Origin of the sequence: Streptosporangium amethystogenes (assembly GCF_000721075.1) — a bacterium.
Classification (GTDB): Bacteria; Actinomycetota; Actinomycetes; order Streptosporangiales; family Streptosporangiaceae; genus Streptosporangium; species Streptosporangium amethystogenes.
Genome location: NZ_JOEQ01000001.1, coordinates 197,186 through 213,081, shown reverse-complemented (window position 1 = coordinate 213,081; position 15,896 = coordinate 197,186). Strand labels below are relative to the sequence as shown.

Here is a 15,896-nt window from a genome sequence, read left to right as displayed (position 1 = left end):
CGTGACGGGAAGGACGGCCTTGTCCACACGCCCGGGGACCCCCCGGTTGCTGCGCCAGCTCAACGACCGCGCGGCGCTGGAGCTCCTGCTGTCCAGTGGCCCGCTAACCCGGGCCGAGCTGGGAGAACACACCGGGCTCTCGAAGGTGACCGCGGGTCAGCTGCTCGCCAGGCTCCAGGAGCGAGACCTTGTCGCGGTGGTCGGCGAGCAGGCCGGCGGGCGCGGCCCCAACGCCGCGCTCTACGGGGTGGTGCCCTCCTGCGCGTACGTGGTCGGGCTCGACGTGCTCCCCGACCGGATCAGTGCCGGGATCGCCGACATCACCGGCACACTCGTCGCCGAGGTCTCGGCCGACCCCAGCGGGCACGACGACCCGGTACGGCTGGTGCGCGGCGCGGTCGGCCAGGCGTGCGGGGCCGCGGGCATCGGCGCGGACCGGCTCCGTGCCTTCGTGATCGGCACCCGGGGCGTCGTCGACCCCGGCACCGGCGACGTGCGGTTCTCCTTCGACCTGCCCTCCTGGCACAACGGCGTGCTCGCCGAGCTCCGTCGCGACCTCGGCGTCCCGGTGACGATCGAGAACGACGTGAACCTGGCCGCGCTGGCCGAGCGCGCGCACGGCGCGGCGCTGGGCGTCGACGACTTCGTGCTCGTCTGGGCCGGGGTCGGCCAGGGGCTCGGCGTCATGCTGGGCGGGCGGCTGCACCGCGGTTTCACCGGCGGCGCGGGTGAGATCGGTTGGCTTCCCGTTCCGGGCGAGCCGCTCCCCACCGACGTGAGCGAACCCCAGTCGGGCTCGTTCCAGCGCCTGGTCGGCGGCGACGCCGTGGCCGGGCTCGCGAGCGCCTACGGCATCGGTTCCGTCGCCGACGCGACTCCGGTGGGGGAGCGGGTCCGTACGGCCGTCGCGGCGGGTGCCGAGGCATTTCTGGACGAACTGGCCGGGCGGCTGGCGGTCGGCGTCGCCGCGGTCGCCGTGGTCCTGGACCCCGGGTTGATCGTGCTCAGCGGCGACGTCGGCAGGGCGGGAGGGGACGCGCTCGCCGCCAGGGTGCAGGATGCCGTGGCCCGGGTCTGCCCGAGCCAGCCCCGGGTCGTGGTCTCGCGGGTCAGGGGCAACCCCGTACTGCGCGGCGCGCTGGTGTCGGCGCTGCAGCAGGCTCGGGAGCAGGTGTTCTCCGACACCGTCTGACGTTCTTTCACCCGGAGGACGCCGGTGGCCGAGCCGTTCTCGATCCTCGCGGGTTCCTTACCGGATGACGGCACCGGATGATGGATGGCGGCGGGCCGGGCTCCGGAGCGCCGCTCTGCCGGGAAGGCCGAAGTTGACGATTCGCAGACCGGTCCTTGACCCCTTCTGGAGAACCGGGTCTCCAGCCGGCAGGTGTTTGGTGAAGAATTGCCGTCATGCGTGACATCGTGCTGATCTCCGACGCCAGAGTCGCCTCGATCCCCGTCGAGGAGTCCGGTGAACCCTTGATCGACGTGCGGGGGCGGCTGGAGACGGACGGGCGGCTCGCCGACGCCGAGGGGGCCTTCGCCCACCTGCGGCTCGGGCTGCTGGACCGGCTGGAGAAGGCGCAGGCGCAGCTTCCGGGGGGATACCGGCTGCTGGTCGTGGAGGGCTACCGGCCACCGGCGACCCAGAAAAAGATCTTCGATGACTACTCGGCGGAGTTGCGGGCGACATTTCCGGAAATGTCGCCTGCGGAGCTCCGGAGCGCGGCGAGCCGCTACGTCTCGCCCGTCGAGATCGCCCCGCACACCGCGGGAGCGGCGGTCGATCTGACCCTGTCCGCCGAGGACGGGACCGAGCTCGACATGGGCACCCCGCTCAACGCCACCCCCGAGCAGAGCGGCGGCGCCTGCTACACCGAGGCCCCGGGCCTGTCCGCCGAGGCCCGTCACCACCGCAGGATCCTCGGTACGGCCCTGGAGGCGGCCGGCCTGGTCAACTACCCCACCGAGTGGTGGCACTGGTCCTACGGCGACCGCTACTGGGCCATGACCACCGGCGCCCCCTGCGCCGTCTACGGCCCGACCTCCACCTGACCTCCGTGCCCTCCGGGCACGGGCCGGATGCCGCTCACCGCTCCGCCGTCCACACCGGGGAGCACGGCGGCCGGGCGCAGCGCCAGGCGCAGCCCGAGCACCGCGTACGTGCCCAGCAGCCAGGCGGCGCTGACGTAGATCCCGACCCCTATCCCGAGCAGGTTCTTGACCGGGATCATCACGATCAGCCAGCTCCCGCACAGCAGCGGATGCCAGCGCAGGAAGCCCCGGTAGCGGCCCCGCCAGGCGACCACGCCGCCCATGACGAGCGTGCAGAGGTTGGCCAGCGGCCAGCAGACGTCGACGACGGCCAGCCAGAGCGGCATCTGGTCGTAGGTCTCGTACCAGAACCCGGCCACGCTGTACACCAGAGCCCCGGCCAGCAGGACCAGCTGCACCGACGTGATCATTCGCCCCGCCGCCCCGGTGGTCCCGATCACCCATGCCAGAGCGGCCACGCCGATCAGGTACAGGATCTCGGTGACCGTCGAGAAGACGACGATTCTCGTCTGGATGGTCTCGCCCGACACGAGGGTGCCCACCGCCCACGAGGCGCTGCCCACGGCGAGGATCATCCCTGCCAGCCTCACACGATCGGCTAGGGAACGGTGGGTATCCACCTGAACGGCCATGACCGGCTCCTTCCTGCGGGACCCTCGGTCCCCTGTTCTCGCTCGCACCGCGCCTGTGCACGGCCAGCTCTTCGGCTCGACCGACAAGCTCTCCCACCCCCGTCCCGGACGGCCAGGGAGCATGCCCTCGTCTCTGTCCCGTCTCCGCCCGCCACGGTTAGGGACAAGGGGGCCTCGACGCGGGACACCTGACCCGTGGCCGTGGGGTCCGTGGGGTGTCACCATACGAATGTGCCGACTCCTCGCCAGGAAGCCGCCGGCCAGCCGGACAGCTCTGATCACGCCGCTCCCTCCGGGCGGCTCGACCGGGCCCTGTGGATGTGCGCGTTCGTGTCGCTGATGCTGTGTGTGCTGGCCACCGTGGGCGGGTACCTGGCCGACGCGGCGGCGGGCGCGACTCCCCGGCCCGACCCGATCAGCTGGCCGATATGGACCTCCACGCTTCCCGGCCTGGTGCTCGTGGCGGCGGGGACCGTCCTGATCCACCGGCTACCCCGGCACCCGATGGCGTGGCTGCTGGTCGCCGGAGGCGTGCTCACCTGCGCCAACGGTTTCGGCGCCGGCTACGCGGCACTGTCGGTGCTGCGGTATGGCGGAGACCTGCCGCTGACCGAGATCGCACTGTTCATCGGTGGTCGTACCGGCCCCGTGCAGAACCTGTTCGTCCCGCTGGTGCTGCTGTTCTTTCCCGACGGGCGGCTGCCCTCGCCGCGCTGGCGATGGGCCGCCTGGCCGGCCCTGGGCAGCGCCGCGCTCGCCGTGCTGATCCTCTTCACCGTCCCCTGGCGGATCATCTCCGAGAAAGACCCCGTCTTCCCCGGCCTGGCCGGGCTCGCGGTCGACCCGGTCACCCCGCCGCTGCCCGAGGCGTTCTGGCAGGCGACCCGGTTCGGCATCCTCGCCCTGATCCTGGTCAGCGTGCTGATCTCGGTGGCGGCCTTCGTCCGCAGGTTCCGTAGCTCCGAGGCCGGGTTGCGGGCACAGCTGCGCTGGATGCTGCTCGCGGGGCTCGTCAACGTCGTGATCACCGTGGTCCTGGTCGCCACCAAGCCGTACCTCCCCGACCTCAGCGGGATCATCTGGCCACTCTGCCTGACCTCCATGGCGATCGCCGTCGTCGTGGCGGTGGCCCGCTACCGCCTCTACGACGTCGACCTGCTGCTCGGCCGGACGATCCTGTACGGAGGGCTGGCGGCCGCCGTGGTCGCCGTGGACATGGCGGTCTTCCTGAGCGTGGGCGCCTTCATCCAGGACCCGCTGGCGGCGGTGATCGGGGCCGGGGTGGTCGCGGTGCTCTACGCGCCGCTGAGGCTGCGTGTCCAGCGGGGAGTCAACCGGATCCTCACCGGCAGGGGGGAACCCTACGACGTGGTGTCGGTGCTGGCCGAGCGGCTGGAGGAGTCGGTGGGCCCCGACGAACTGCTGCGCGAGGTCGCCGGGGTGTTGTCGACCGCGTTCCGCTCGCCCTACGTCCGGGTCGAACTCGACAGGCCCGACGGCCACACCGCCGTCGTCGAACACGGCACCCGCCGCGACGACGTCGTGGTGCTGCCCTTCGCCTACCGGGAGGCGCAGATCGGGCGGCTGGTCCTTGTCCCCATGATGGGCGCGCGGCTGTCGGACGCGGACCAGCGCCTCCTGGCCGATGTCGTCCGGCAGGCGGCCGCGGCCGCCCACGCCACCGCGCTCACCGAGGAACTCCAGCGCAGCCGGGAGCAACTCGTCACCGGCATCGCGGAGGAACGCCGACGGCTCCGCCGGGACCTGCACGACGGTCTCGGCCCCCTCCTGGCCGCCGCCGCGCTCAAGGTCGAGGCCGCAGGTAACGTGGCCGTGCGCGACCTGCCCGCGGCCGAGGAGATCCTGGCCAGCGTGCGCGGGGATCTGTCCTCCGTCCTGGCCGACGTGCGCCGCCTGGTGCACGACCTGCGGCCCCCGGCCCTTGACCAGTTCGGTCTGGTGGGCGCGGTGGAAAGGCTGGCGGCCAGGTTCGCCGGCGACGCGCCGGCGGTGACCATCCGGACGGACGGGGACCTGTCGAGGCTTCCGGCGGCGGCCGAGGTCGCGACGTACCGGATCGTCTCCGAGGCCCTGGCCAACGCCTCCCGGCACGCGCGGGCCGCCGCCTGCACCGTAGAGCTGACCGCCGCGGGCGGCACGCTGCGGATCGAGATCACCGACGACGGGCGGGGCATGGCCGCCGGAGCCGCCGCCGGCGTGGGGCTGGTCGCCATGCGGGAACGGGCCGCCGAGCTCGGCGGGCGCTGTACGGTGTCGGCCGGGCCCGGGGGCGGAACCCGGGTCCGGGCGGTCATTCCCTACGGAGTGGACTGCGAGACAATGTCCCTTTCCGACGTCTCAGAGGGAGGCCATCGATGACCGCCTCCGGAATCCCCCGGGTGTTGCTGGCCGACGACCATCCCGTCTACCGCGACGGGCTCCGCCTCATGCTCTCCTCCACCGGAACCGTGGAGGTGGTGGCCACCGCCGCCGACGGCGCTGAGGCGGTGCTCCTCACCGGACGGCTACGGCCCGATGTCGTCGTGATGGACCTGCAGATGCCCGGACTGGACGGCATCGAGGCCACCCGCAGGATCGTGACCACGCACCCCGGTGTCGGCGTGCTGGCGCTGACCATGTACGACGACGATGAAAACGTCTTCGCCGCCATGCTCGCCGGTGCCCGCGGCTACCTGGTCAAGGGCGCCGACCAGAACGAGATCCTGCGCGCCATCACCGCCGTCGCCAGCGGTGATGTCATCTTCGGCCCGGCCGTCGCCGGCCGGGTGAACGGCTACTTCGCCCGTCTGGCCGCGATCCGCCCCGCCGTCGAGGAACCGTTCTCCCAGCTCACCACGCGAGAACGCCAGATCCTCGATCTCATCGCGGCGGGATCGTCCAACCGCCAGATCGCCGAGCGCCTGGCGCTGTCACCGAAGACCGTCCGCAACAACGTGTCCAACGTCTTCGCCAAGCTCCAGGTCGCCGACCGCGCCCACGCCATCATCCGCGCCCGCGAAGCGGGCCTCGGCCGCTAGGGCGCCGCCACCTGCCGTGGCCGGTCGGGTGGCGTTCCGCCGCGTCGCCATCGGCCTCGCCACGGCGGGAACCGCGGGACCGGTGCCTAGGGCGTAGGGGTCCGCCAGCGCAGCGGGCCGCCGGGAGTGGTGCCGATCAGGCGGCCGGCGTGGGCGGTGAGCGTGGTGCTCCCGTCGGCGGGGCAGAGGTCGGCCCACTCGCCGGGGCCCGGCAGCGGCAGCCGGGTGCGGACCCGCCCGGCGAGGTCGACGGCGTAGAGGCGGCCGTTCATGGCGGTCATGGCCATCGCGCCCGGGAGTTCGCCGGTGTTCTCGTCGGCCGGGATCCACTCCGCGGCGTCCGGGGGCAGGTGCCACAGCCCACCGGCGGTGGTGACGGCCCACAGGTCGCCGTCCACCAGAGCCAGCCCCACCCCGCCCGGCGGGGCGTCGCCGAGTGCGACCCAGGGGGCCCGCGTGCCCGGGGCGCGGTAGACGAGACGCCCGTCGCCGGTCAGCCCGTACAGGCCGACGGGCCTGGTGCCGGACGCCTCGCGCGGGGTGGCCATGGCCACGACGCCGCCGCCCGAGTCGATGCGGCGCCAGCGCAGGTTCTGGCCGCCGACGTCCCTGCGGTACAGCGCGTCGTCGGTGCCCACCCCGTACAGCCGCGAGTCGCACGCGGTCAGCGCGCGGATCGAGCCGCCGGGGCCGATCACCTCCCAGCCGGAGACGCGGTGGGAGAGCCGGTCGAGCACGTTGCGGGTGATCCGCTCCACCGCCGGGTCGTGCAGGGTGTTTCCCCAGTTCACGGTGGAGGCGGTGAACACGGTCCCGGCGCCGAGGCCGAAGACGCCCATGGTGGCCATGCCGCCCTGGCCGTACCGGTGCCAGTGCCGCAGGTCGGCGGTGGCCAGGATGACGAAGGACGGCGGGGTGCCGTCCCGCCCGGTGGCCACCGGCACGCCGTCCTGCTCGACGAAGTCGCAGGCGTCCGTCTCGTAGCCGATGGCGCCCCTGCCGAAGGCGTCGCCCTCACCCAGCCTGGTGCCCTCGAACACCCAGTGCTCGGGGAAGCGGACCGTGTAGGACTCCTCGTGCATGAGCCGCATGTACGGACCCCAGGTCCCGGCGCCGCGCCGGAAGCTGACCCCGGTCAGGCCGTTCTCCGGGCGGTTCACCGGCGCGCTGGACCACTCGACCGTGGTGAGGGCGGGATCCACGGCGGCCATCGGGTCGGCGACCGCGTCGCGGTAGCAGACCATGGTGCGCCCGTCGTCCTCCAGCCGGAACTGCCACCAGCAGGTGTTGCCGGAGAAGACGGCCAGGTTGCCGCCCCGGCGGACGAACTCCTCGACGCTGTCGCGCATCCCGGCCGACCAGTACTCGTCGTGCCCGCTGACCATCAGCAGCCGGTAGCCGGCCAGCAGTTCGCGCCCGGAGTGCAGGTCCAGGGCGGAGCAGTAGTCGACGTCGTATCCGGCGGGACCCAGCCAGCGGATCATGCCCTCCTCCCAGCGCTCGGGCGGCGGCCCGCCGCCCGGCCGGTCGAAGGAGACACGCGAGGCCCGGGTGGCCTGCTCGGTCCAGTAGATGGACTCGCCGGGAATGCCCGCCCGGTTGTATGCCTGCCAGGTCGGGAACGGGATCGACAGCAGGATCGGCGAGCCGGCCCTGGCGGCCCGTACGACGAAGTAGACCTCGCAGACGCCCTCGTCGGCGGTGAAGATCGCACGGTAGAGCGAGCTGGACCAGTCGGCGGAGACGTCGAGCGTCCAGGACGGGCCGGTGAACTCCCCTTCGAGCACCGCCAGGTCCGTGGCCACGTCCTCGATCAGCACCGAGCCGCGCAGCGGGGCCCGGGAGGCGCGGGCGAGGTGGAAGCGGAGTGAGCCGCCCTGGACGCAGGACGTCGACTCGGCGTAGGCGTGGACCGTCATCGGGCTCCGGTTCCGGGCAGGAGGCCGGGCGGTGGGCGCCGGCTGGGGTGGGTGTGGACCGCCGTCGGGCACCTTCGGCGGGGAGTGTCCGGGTTCCGGTCCGGGAGAGGAGTCAACCGACGGGCTCCAGCACCTCGCGGAACGCGGCCTCGACCAGCAGGGACTCCAGATCGAGGAGATAGCGTTCCATCGCGGGGCGGGACAGGTGGCGGGTGTCGGCGGTGAGCGAGACGCCCAGCCCGCCGGGCTCGCCGGTCACGTGCAGGCAGAACCGGCAGTTGAGCTTCTCCTGGCTGAGCGGCCAGGTGAGGATCGTCTCCGCCAGCGCGCCCCGCACGGTCCGCTCGTCGGGGGAGGCGTCCACCCGGTCGGCGAAGCGCATGTCGTTGAAACAGCAGTACGGGTGGATCGGCGTGCCCCGCTCCCGGCTGATCCGCTCGGTGATCCCGTCCCGCTCGGCGGGGTCGTGGTAGGCGGATCGGTAGGCGCGCAGCGCGGCGGGCTTGGCCGCGGGCAGCAGTTCGGTGAAGTCGCCCCGGCGCAGGTCCAGCACGAACAGGCCCTCCTGGGAGAGCGTGGTGACGGCGCCGGCCGTGTCGCCGCGGAAGCGGTTGCCCACGATCGGCAGCATCGCGCACACCTCGTGGCCGCTCACCTTCCCGGCCAGTACGGACGCGGCGGCCAGCAGGACCGTCGAGGTGCTCGTGCCGCGCACGGCGGCGATCCGTCGCACCGCCAGGTCCATCGCCCGCGAGACGAGTCGCGCCCGCCAGATCGGCGGATCCGCGGGGGCCTCCTCGCGCCGGTCGAACATGGTCGGCGGGATGCGCCGGTACTCGCTCTCCCAGTGCTCGGCGGCGATCCTCGCGACCTTCAGACCCCGCTCGGAGCCCTGCCAGCGGGCCAGATCCAGCGGTGAGGGCGGGGGCGGGCCCGGCAGGGAACCGCGCAACAGGAGCAGCCGCAGATCCGTGACCGCCACCTCGGCCCCGAGGCCGTCGGCGGCCAGATGGCAGAAGACGAGCACGATGTGAGTGACCTCGCCGCACTCGACGACGAGCCCGATCCGCAGCGGCCACTCGTTCCGGTAGTCGAAGGCGGTCTGTGCCAGCGCGTCCCGGAGCCGCTCGGGGTCGCCCTCGGAGACGGTGACCGGGACGGCCCCGGTGGTCTCCAGCACCTGCCACGGTTCCGCGCCGCCGCTGCTGTTTTTGTACCCGTGAGCCTTCGCGGGGGTCTGAAGGTAGGACTCCGCGGTTCCGTACGGGGGCTCACCCAGCCTGGTGCGCAGCGACTCGTGCCGTTCCACCAGCGCGCGCAGCACCTCGGCGGCCCGTGCCACGGTGAGCGGTCTGGCCCGCCGGGGCACGGCGAGCACCCGGCCGAAGTTGAAGTAGTGGTCGTCCGGCGCCGTCCTTCGGATCGTGTCCCAGATGGCGCGCTGCCCCCAGGTCAGCGGTGCCGTCCCCGACCGGCTCCCCGAGAACCGGATGTCCATGTGCTCCCCCTGTCGCAGGAGTCGGAGGTCAGGAGTGCGAGCGCTGTACCGCGTCGATGTGGCGCTCCAGCGCGTCCAGGTCGTCCAGCAGGTCGAGCCCGTCACCCGACAGGTCGATCTCCACCCCGAACTCGGTCTCCACCGCGTCGATCAGCCGCATCTGCGCGAGGGAGGTGACCCCCAGCGCGGACAGCGGGACCGTGGCGGCCAGTGCCTCCCCGGCCGTGACCGCGCCGTCGGACGCCGAGGCCACCATCGCCGCCAGCCGTTCCCTGACCATGACGATCTCCTCTCGCATGCTTCCCGGCACCAATCGGTCGGACATCTTCAGGACCTCCGCGCGCTGAGCGGGCGCAGATCGGTCCAGACGCGGTCGATGTGAGCGAGGCAGTCCTCTTTGGTACCCCGGGCACCCTCGTGCCGCCAGCCGTCCGGCAGGTCCCGGCCGTCCGGCCAGATCGAGTACTGCTCCTCGTGGTTGACCACGACGTGGTAGTCCATCTCAGCTCCCGGTCTCCATGAGGCGCGCGGCCTCCTCGTCGGACATCTCGGCCAGTTCGGCGACGAGCAGTTCCTCCACCGCCGCCGCGAGGTCGGCCACGGTGCTCCGCGCGAACAGGGTGCGGATCGGCACGTCCACCTCGACGGCGGCGCGGAGCCTGGCGACGGCGCGGGTGGCCAGCAGCGAGTGCCCGCCCAGCGCGAAGAAGTCGTCGAAGGCGCCGACCTCCTCGATCCCCAGCACCTCGCCGAAGATCTCGGCCACCAGTTCCTCGGCGTCGCCGCGCGGGGCGGTTCTCGTCCGGGGGCCGGTCTCGGGCGCGGGCAGTGCGGCCCGGTCAAGCTTGCCGTTCCCGGTCAGCGGCAGGGCGGCGAGGTTCACCCAGAGGGCGGGGACCATGTAGGCGGGCAGCGTTTCGGCCAGGTACCCGGCCAGCTCGTCTCCCGTGGCCGTGCCGACGACGTGACCGACCAGCGCCTCCCCGTACACGGCCACCGCCGCCTGGCCGACGCCGGGGTGGGTCAGCAGCCGCGCCTCGATCTCGCCGAGCTCGATCCGGAAGCCGCGTACCTTGACCTGGTCGTCGAGGCGGCCCAGGAACTCCAACTGCCCGTCGGCCCGCCAGCGCGCCAGGTCGCCGGTCCGGTAGATCCGCCCCCCGCCGAGGACGCCGGGGACACCCGGGTCGCCAAGGGTGGGGAAGCGCTCGGCCGTGAGGTCCTGCCTGCCCAGGTAGCCGACGGCCACCCCCGCCCCGCCGACGCACAGCTCACCCGGCGCCCCCGGCGGTACGGCCTCGCCGGAACCGTCCAGGAGCAGGATCGAGGTGTCGGCGATCGGGACGCCGATGGGCGGGCGTCCGGGGGAGCCGTCCAGTTCGGCGGCGGTGGCGATGATCGTCGCCTCGGTCGGGCCGTAGGTGTTGACCAGCCGTACCCGGTCGCCGAAGCGTCGGCGCCAGCGGGCCACGGCCGCCTCGTGCACCTGCTCGCCGCCGAGGATCACCAGACGCAGGGTCGGCGGCCAGGGGATCTCGTCGATGTCGTCGACCAGCGCGTGCCAGTAGGCCGTGGGCAGGTCGAGCACGGTGACCTGGTCGAGGTGGTCGGGCAGGGTGACGCCGCCCTCGGGCAGCAGCTCCAGCCGGGCCCCGGCGGCCAGCGCCGGGTAGATCTCCTCGGCGTGGGTGTCGAAGCTCAGCGAGGCGAACTGGACCATCCGGTCGCCCGGACCCAGCCCGTACGCCTCGCGCATCCACCCGACACGGGCGGCCAGGTTGCGGTGCGAGACCACGACCCCCTTCGGCGTGCCGGTGGACCCGGAGGTGTAGATCACATAGGCGGCCCCGCCGTCCGGTGCCGCCGGATCGGCGGGCCGGCCGGTCTCCGGAGCGGGGGGCCGGTCGTCCAGGTGGACGACCGGGGTGCCGGCGGGCAGCCGGTCGCGCAGGGCCGCCGAGGTGAGGACGAGGCGGGTGGCGCTGTCGTCCAGCATGAAGGCGAGCCGCTCGGCGGGATGGTCCGGGTCGAGCGGCAGATAGGCCGCCCCGGCCCGCCAGACCGCGAGCAGGGCCGCGACGGCGTCGGGCGATCTGTCCAGGCAGACGCCGACCACATCGCCACCGGCGACGCCGTGCCCCCGCAGGAGCGCGGCCAGCTCGTCGGCGCGGGCGTCCAGCCCGGCGTAGCCGAGCGTGGCACCCCCGCACCCGATCGCGACCGCGCCCGGCGTGTCGCGTACGGTCGCCGCGAACAGGTCGGGCACCGGGGCGGCGGTGGGCCGTACCGGGCCGTGGGAGAGGCGCAGGAGCAGGGCGCCGTCGTCCTCGGTGCGCAGCGGCAGCTTCGAGACGCGGTCGCCGGACGCGCCGGGCAGCGCGGTGAGCAGCAGGTGGAACCGTGCGGCCATGGTCTCGATCGTGGCCCGGTCGAAGAGCTCGGCGTCGTAGGCGAAGCTGAGCATGAGCTCGTGCTCGTCCTGCCAGGCCTCCAGCATCAGCTCCAGTTTGGCCTGCCGCATGCCGTGCTCGAACGCCGTGGCGGTCAGCCCGGCGAAGGCGTCGCGGGCCTGCCCGGAGTCCTGCGTGTGCAGGATGAGCATGGTCTGGAACAGCGGCGTGCGGGTGAGGTCGCGTTCGACCCCCAGGGCCCGCACCAGCTCCTCGAACGGCACGCCGCGATGGGAGAAGGCGTCCAGGACACCGGTCCTGGTCTTCCGGAGCAGGTCGGCGAAGGTGGGGTCGGCCGACAGGTCGCCGCGCATGACCAGGGTGTCGCTGAGATAGCCGACGACCGGTTCGAGCTCGACCCGGTCCCGGCCGGCGGTGGCCGTACCGACGAGGATGTCGCTTTGGCCGCTGTGCCGGGACAGGAGAGCCTGGTAGGCGGCGAGCAGGACCATGAACATGGTGGCACCGTGCTCCCTGCCCAGCCGGGCCAGGGCGGCGACCTCGGCCTCCTCCAGCCGGACGGTGACCACCTCGCCGCGCCTGGCGGCCCCGGCGGTGCGTGGCCGGTCGACCGGCAGGTCCAGCGGGGTGGGGTCGGCGAGCCTGTCCCGCCAGTAGCCGAGCAGGCCACCGAGGTCGCGCTCGCGCTGCCAGCGGGCGACGTCGCCGAACTGGAGCGGGACCGGGGGCAGGCCGGGGTCGCCGGAGTACAGGCGTGACACCTCGTCGAAGACGAGGTTGAGCGACCAGCCGTCGCCGAGGATGTGGTGCAGCACGACGCACAGGACGTGGTCGTCCTCGGCGATCCGGATCAGCGCGACGCGCAGGGGCGGCCTGGCGGCCAGCTTGAAGGGAGCGTTGGTCAGCGCCGAGACCAGCTCCAGTGCCTCGGCCTCACCCGCCGCGTCGGCCTCCTCGACGGTCACGGGCCCCGGCGGGTCGACGACCACGACCGGCACGCCGTCCGCCTCGGGGAAGCGGGTGCGCAGGCTCTCGTGGCGGGCGGTCGTGCCCGCCAGGGCGCGGGCCAGGGCATCCCGGTCCAGCGGCCCGCGCAGCCGCCTGACCAGGCACATGTTGTACGACGCGTCGTCTCGGTCGAGCCGGTTGAGGAACCAGAGCCGCTCCTGGCCGAAGGAGAGCGGCGGGGCGGTTCCCTCGGGCCTCGGGCGCGGCCCGTCGCTCCGCTCGCCGGACGCGGTCGCGATCAGCTCCGCCAGCCCGGCGACCGTCGGCCGGGTGAACACCTCCCTGACGGGAATCTCCGTTCCGGACAGCGCCGCCAGCCGTGAGGTGACCATGGTGGCCAGCAGCGAGTGCCCGCCCAGGGTGAAGAAGTCGTCGTGCGCCCCGACCTCCGCCGTCCCGAGCACCTCGGCGAAGACCTGCGCGACCATCCGCTCGCCCGGGGTGCGGGGAGCGACCGCGTCCCGCGAGGGTGTCGCGTCCACGTCGGGAAGGGCGTTGCGGTCGACCTTCCCGTTGGGGGTCAGCGGCAACGCCTCCACCTCGACGAACACGCTGGGCACCATGTAGCCGGGCAACTCGCGCGCGGCGTGCTCCCCGACCCCGTCGAGCGCTCCCGCGCCGTCCGTCTCCACCTGTGATGACGCGGCTGGAACGACGAAGGCCACCAGCCGGTCCCCGCGCACCGCGACGACCGTCTGCCGCACGTCGGGGTGGGTGTCGAGCACCGCCTCGATCTCGCCGAGCTCGATGCGGTGCCCCCGGAGCTTGACCTGGTTGTCGTTACGGCCGAGGAACTCCAGGGTGCCGTCGTTGCGCAGGCGGACGCGGTCTCCCGTCCGGTAGTGCCGCGAGCCGCCGGGGCCGGGGACGAAGCGCTCCGCGGTCAGGGCCGGGCGGCCCAGATAACCGGTGGCCACCCCCGCGCCGCCGATGAGCAGCTCTCCGGCCACCCCGATCGGGCACGGTCCGCCGACGGGGTCGGTGACCTGGACGACGGTGTTGGCGATCGGGCGGCCGATGACGATCTCGCCGGGATGCTCTGGAACGTCCCAGGCGGTGGACCAGACGGTGGTCTCGGTCGGGCCGTAGACGTTGACGAGCCGGTCGAGGTGCGGGCGGAGCTCGCGGGCGAGCCGGGGTGCGAGCGGCTCACCGCCGGTCAGACCCACCACGCGCGGCAGGTCCCCGGTGAGCAGGACCCGCCAGCCCGAGGGGGTGGCCTGTACGTGGGTCACGCCCTCGTCCCTGATCAGGCGTGCGAGCCGCGCGCCGTCACGGGCCGTCTCCGCGTCGGCGACGACCACCCGGCCACCGGTCACCAGCGGCAGGTAGAGCTCCAGGGCGGAGATGTCGAACGACAGCGAGGTCAGCGCCAGCCACACGTCCCGGGGTGCGGAGCGCAGCAGCGCGCGCATCGCCAGCAGGAAGTTGGTCAGCGCCCGGTGGGGCACCATCACCCCCTTCGGCCGCCCGGTGGACCCGGAGGTGTAGAGCGCGTACGCGGTGTCGCCGGGATGTGGTCGCGTGGTCGCGGCGGGGACCGTGGTCGCCGGGGGAAGGTCGTCGAGGCCGGTCAGGACCAGCGCGGCCGCGGAGTCCTCGATCACGTACCCGACCCGGGCCTCGGGGTAGTCGGGGTCGACGGGAAGGTAGGCCGCGCCGCTCATCGCCACGCCCAGCAGGGCGACGAGCATGTCGGCGCCGCGTTCCATCCGGACCGCGACCAGCGAGCCGCGCCCGATCCCGGCCGCGCTCAGCCGCCCGGCGAGCTCCGCCGCCCGCCCGGCCAGTTCCGCGTAGGTGAGTTCCGCCGCTCCGGATCCGCCCGCCGACGCGGTGCCGGCGGGCACGGCCCGTACCGCGATCGCGCCCGGGGTCGCCGCGGCCTGTTCGAGCAGCAGGTCGACCAGCGTGACCTCGGGTGATTCGGTCCCGGTGTCGTTCCACTCCGCCAGCAGGGCGAGTTCGGCGTCCGGCAGCATCCGCAGCGAGCTCACCGGCGAGCCGGGGTCGGCCACCACGGCCGCGAGCAGTTCCTGGAAGCGGGCGACCAGCCGTGCCACGCTCTCGCGGTCGAACAGTTCGGTGCTGTAGATGACGGTGCCGTACAGGTGGCCGTCGTCGCCGGGGGAGAGGTCCATGGACAGATCGAGCCGGGCACGGGCCCAGCCGTTGGGGAAGGGGGTGGCGTCGAGGCCGGGCAGGGGCTCGGCCCACTCGCCGTGGGTGTGGAAGGCGAACATGGTCTGGAACAGCGGCGTGCGGCTGAGATCGCGTTCCGTGTCGAGATCCGCCACCAGGCGCTCGAAGGGGATCTCCTGCCGCGAGAGCCCGTCCAGCACCATCCTGCGGGTGCGCCTGAGCAGGTCGTCGAAAGTGGGGTCGCCGGACAGGTCGCAGCGGAGGGCCAGCGTGGTCGCGAGGAAACCGATCATGGTCTCCAGTTCGGTGCTGCCACGACCGGCCGAGGGGGTGCCCACGCAGAAGTCGCGCTGGCCGGTGTGCCGGTGGAGCAGGACCTGGTAGGCCGCCAGCAGCACCATGAACGGCGTGCACCTGGCGCGCCGGGCGAGGGCGCCGATCGAGGCGGCCACCTCGGCCTCGATCCGGAAGTCGACCTCGGCGCCCTCGCCGGTCCGCCGGGCGGGGCGCGGCCGGTCGGTGGGCAGTTCCAGGGCGGGCACCCCGGCGAGCCGCTCGGTCCACCAGCGGAGCTCGGAGTCCGCGGGGCGCAGGTCGCGCGCGTACTCGCCGTACTGCAGGGGAAGCTCGGGCAGCGCCGCGCCGCCCCGGCTGCCGTAGTGGACGGCGACCTCGGAGCGGAGCACGTTCAGCGACCAGCCGTCGCCGTTGATGTGGTGCAGGACGACGCAGAGCACGTGCTCCTCGGAGCCGAGTTCGATCAGCGAGACCCGGAACGGCGGCGCGGCGGCCAGGTCGAAGGCCGTGTTGGTGAGAGCGGAGACCAGGGCGGTGGCCTCCCGCGCGTCCTGGGCCGCCAGCCGCTCCACCGGGATCGGCGAGGGCGGGTCGACGATCGCCAGGGGCTTCCCGTCCACCTCGCGGAACCTGGTCCGCAGGCTCTCGTGCCGGGTGGCCACGGCGGTGAACGCGGCCTCCAGGGCGGCTCTGTCAAGGCGACCTTTCAACCTGTAAACATAGGATGTGTTGTAGGTCGAGTCGTCCGGGTCGAGCCGGTGGAGAAACCAGAGCCGCTGCTGGCCGGGGGACAGGGGGTACTCCGTCCCCGGCCGGCCGGTTGGAACGGTCTCTGATTGGAACACGCAGGGCTCCTTTTTCGGCCGCGGGTCCGGTGGCTTACGCAATCGCGCTGGAAA

General features: G+C 73.1%; 10 protein-coding genes. 4 read left to right on the top strand and 6 right to left on the bottom strand.

Translation table 11 applies throughout. The features are described from left to right. The first annotated feature begins 19 nt into the window (after window positions 1-19). Both IG98_RS0100950 and IG98_RS0100945 read left to right on the top strand, forming a co-directional pair. Window positions 20-1,192, top strand: a complete 1,173-nt coding sequence (locus IG98_RS0100950; protein WP_030904136.1) for an ROK family transcriptional regulator — start codon at window positions 20-22, stop codon at window positions 1,190-1,192. Window positions 1,193-1,407: 215 nt separating this feature from the next. Further along, complete coding sequence (locus IG98_RS0100945; RefSeq protein ID WP_030904134.1) at window positions 1,408-2,052, top strand: M15 family metallopeptidase; 645 nt, start codon at window positions 1,408-1,410, stop codon at window positions 2,050-2,052. Here the strand turns inward: IG98_RS0100945 and IG98_RS0100940 are convergent. Further along, entirely contained in the window at window positions 2,031-2,627 is a 597-nt protein-coding gene (locus IG98_RS0100940; protein WP_030904132.1) for a hypothetical protein, read from the bottom strand. The genes IG98_RS0100945 and IG98_RS0100940 overlap by 22 nt on opposite strands. A gap of 288 nt (window positions 2,628-2,915) precedes the next feature. Here IG98_RS0100940 and IG98_RS0100935 point away from each other — a divergent pair, with 288 nt between their 5' ends. Together IG98_RS0100935 and IG98_RS0100930 are read left to right on the top strand one after the other, a co-directional pair. Beyond that, window positions 2,916-5,063 carry a sensor histidine kinase gene (locus IG98_RS0100935; RefSeq protein ID WP_245651354.1) on the top strand — a complete coding sequence of 716 codons (2,148 nt, stop codon included), beginning with the start codon at window positions 2,916-2,918 and terminating at the stop codon, window positions 5,061-5,063. Further along, window positions 5,060-5,722 carry a response regulator transcription factor gene (locus IG98_RS0100930; protein ID WP_030904128.1) on the top strand — a complete coding sequence of 221 codons (663 nt, stop codon included), beginning with the start codon at window positions 5,060-5,062 and terminating at the stop codon, window positions 5,720-5,722. Before IG98_RS0100935 ends, IG98_RS0100930 begins: the two co-directional genes overlap by 4 nt. An 86-nt stretch (window positions 5,723-5,808) precedes the next feature. Here IG98_RS0100930 and IG98_RS0100925 read toward each other — a convergent pair whose 3' ends face one another. The 5 genes from IG98_RS0100925 to IG98_RS0100905 all read right to left on the bottom strand — a co-directional run bounded on the left by IG98_RS0100925 (window position 5,809) and on the right by IG98_RS0100905 (window position 15,842). Next, window positions 5,809-7,641, bottom strand: a complete 1,833-nt coding sequence (locus IG98_RS0100925; protein WP_030904126.1) for a N,N-dimethylformamidase beta subunit family domain-containing protein — start codon at window positions 7,639-7,641, stop codon at window positions 5,809-5,811. Window positions 7,642-7,753: 112 nt separating this feature from the next. Next, entirely contained in the window at window positions 7,754-9,139 is a 1,386-nt protein-coding gene (locus IG98_RS0100920; protein WP_030904124.1) for a condensation domain-containing protein, read from the bottom strand. Window positions 9,140-9,167: 28 nt separating this feature from the next. Beyond that, window positions 9,168-9,464, bottom strand: a complete 297-nt coding sequence (locus IG98_RS0100915) for an acyl carrier protein (protein WP_245651353.1) — start codon at window positions 9,462-9,464, stop codon at window positions 9,168-9,170. Between the two features lie 2 nt (window positions 9,465-9,466). Next, on the bottom strand, window positions 9,467-9,640 hold the full coding sequence (locus tag IG98_RS0100910) for an MbtH family protein (protein WP_030904120.1): 174 nt from the start codon (window positions 9,638-9,640) through the stop codon (window positions 9,467-9,469). A 1-nt stretch (window position 9,641) separates the two neighbouring features. Then, window positions 9,642-15,842, bottom strand: coding sequence for a non-ribosomal peptide synthetase (locus tag IG98_RS0100905; RefSeq protein ID WP_051751313.1), 6,201 nt, complete (start codon window positions 15,840-15,842; stop codon window positions 9,642-9,644). Window positions 15,843-15,896 lie beyond the last annotated feature (54 nt).